The sequence below is a fragment of the Methanobrevibacter sp. genome, from assembly GCF_017427765.1.
In the GTDB taxonomy this organism is placed as follows: domain Archaea; phylum Methanobacteriota; class Methanobacteria; order Methanobacteriales; family Methanobacteriaceae; genus Methanocatella.
Window position 1 is genome coordinate 1 of sequence record NZ_JAFRSC010000040.1, and the last position, 2,658, is coordinate 2,658.

Genomic DNA, 2,658 nt, shown 5'->3' on the forward strand with positions numbered 1-2,658 from the left:
GGTTTTAATTTGTTTTTGTTGTTTTATTTTTTGGGTTAATTTTATTTGTTAGTTTTGACAAAAATTATTCTGATCATTGAAGTTGCAATCTTTTTTGTGATTTTTGATGGTCATCACAAAAATTCACAGAAATTGTCCCAGATTGGTGATGATTTTTGGATAATATAAACGGAGTACAGACTAACGTAATCAACTTCAATAGGATGTAGGAGGATATTTTTTGGAGTTTTTGGTTTATTAATATGCTGTTCCTTTTATATTATTGAATCTGATGAGGTTATATGTCATGTTGATGATGTATATCTCTTTTTGAGCAGATTCTTTGTCGGATGTTAATAATTTAAAAATACCTGTCGTATTTTTAATATATCCGTTTATACTTTCGCTTTCAGAGAATCTTTCATTGTACATGCTCATATACCTCTGATTTGTGAATTTATTCGTCATCTTGTATTTTAAAGGACTTATATCATCATTAATGGTTTGATGATTGCATATTGAGCGAAAAGGACAATTGTTTGGGCAGTCAAATTCATGTTTGTATTTGCGGTCTTTCCAATGTTCTGGAATGCCTTCTCTCCTGTTTCTTTCATTATCAATTATTTCCCAGCTTATTAGGCTTGATTTTTGCTTAAATGGACATATGTATGCGTCTTTGATTCTTTCCATTTGTTTTTTGCTGATTTTATCGTCATTTTTTGTATTTTTGTTTTTCTCTTTCAAATCGTTTTCTGAGCGTATTTTGTTATTTCTTTGTCTTGCAATAACTTTGGGCATGATTAATGCATTAATTGCGTATTTATCTGTGATTTCAAGGTTGTGGTCTGAGAAGTAGCCGGAATCTAAAATGAATGTTGCTTTTTCCATTATTGTGTTGATTTCCTTGTAGTTTCGTCGAAGACCATATTTCTTCTGCAATTCCAATAAAATCTCCATTGTTTCTTTAATATCAAGTAATACTTCTTCTAAGACTTTACTATCATTTGGTTTGTCTAATAGGAGTCCTCCGAATGATATTTTGTTTTTTAACATGATTTGTTGTAAGTTTAGTGCAAAATCGAATTTTCCTTTTTTGGTTCTCATCATTATGGACTCTGGAAACATAATGGAAACGTAATTTTGTTTTCTTCCACTTAAAGCTTCGATAAATAAAGGCATTTTCTTATAAATTCTTTTATTATAAATTTCTGGACGTTTCAGAGCCATTTTAATAAGTTTTGTCATTTCTTCATTATCTTTGTAAAATTCTTCTTTTTTCTTTAATTCTTCCATAAATCTTTCCATTGATTGTTTACGATTATTATGTAAGATTTTCCACTGTTTAACATATCCTAACATTATAATTTCATCCCAAGTTATTTTATAATGTATGGAACCATTTACCAATGCATCAGTACCATCAATAAAAACTCTACTGAAATCTAATAACTTTTCTTCATTAAATTCCAACAATGTGCAGCAGAAAATCTTTTTTAAGGTTAATCGATTGTTTTCTTTGAAAAACCTTCTGAAAGTCGAAGCAGACGGAGTTTCACCACAAGTAAAAACTTGTAACATTCCATTTAATTTACATTCGCGTGCAACAGCAGTTAAATTGGAAATATGTAATGTAGAACAATACATTAATACTCCCAAGAGCATTTCGCGAGGATAAGCTCGATTACCTTCATCTGAGTCAAATTGCTTGTTAAGATCTTGAATCAAATCTTGAACATAAGATTTAAAAATGAATTCAACAATTGTACGGAGTTTATAACTCTCTTTACCAAATTCAGATAAATCATCTAAAATATTTTTTCGTATAAATGATTCTAATACTTTCAATGCCATAATAAACACTTTTCCTTAGAAATTCTAATTCCATCAAAATTTTTAAAAAATAGCCTAAAAATTACTTAATTCTTCTAAATTTAATTGAAATTTATTAGAATTAAATAATATTTACTCTATATTAATAATATGTAATTTAAAGTATTTATAATTATTCTTATTAATTTTTAAGAGCATAGTATTACTTATAGTTAATTTTAAAAATTTTTAGAAAATTATTTAAGAATTAAGGCAATTTTATTCTGTTTTGTTATTGTTTTTCTTCGCAAAAAATAATTTTCAAAAAGCGAGTCAATTTGCAAGAATAAATGTACAAAAATACTGAAAAAATAATGAGTAAATAATCATTTGTTTTTCAAACAAATGTTAAAAAAATAGTATTTTGCTAAATTAACAATATTTATAAAATATTTTTGTTAATTAACTAATTTGTGTTCGTTGTTATTTAAATAAATAGAAGAAATTCATATTTATTTTTTAAAATTTAAGTGGCGAAAAAGTCGTAATTTCCACTATGGGGGCGAGAAATCAAGTAAAATTAGAAAAATAAGAAAATTAATGATTTATGGAGTAATGAGTATTCCTCTTAAAATTGTCATGATAGTATTGTCTTTATTATAGTACTCGACACTGAAAATTATAAATGCTATTGATTATAAATATTATAATCATGTCTAATCAAACATTAATTGAAGAATATCCTGGGATTATTTCCGAGATTCAAACGTAAATCAAAAATTTAGAGAATGATACACGAGTTTTAAATAAATTATATGTAATTTTAGACGTTTTACATGATGAACCAATAAACGACATCATTAATAAACA

General features: G+C 26.4%; 1 protein-coding gene. It reads right to left on the minus strand.

Annotated elements, in window-relative coordinates:
* Positions 1–237 precede the first annotated feature (237 nt).
* Positions 238–1,830, minus strand: coding sequence for a transposase (locus IJL02_RS11675; RefSeq protein WP_292816641.1), 1,593 nt, complete (start codon positions 1,828–1,830; stop codon positions 238–240).
* Positions 1,831–2,658 lie beyond the last annotated feature (828 nt).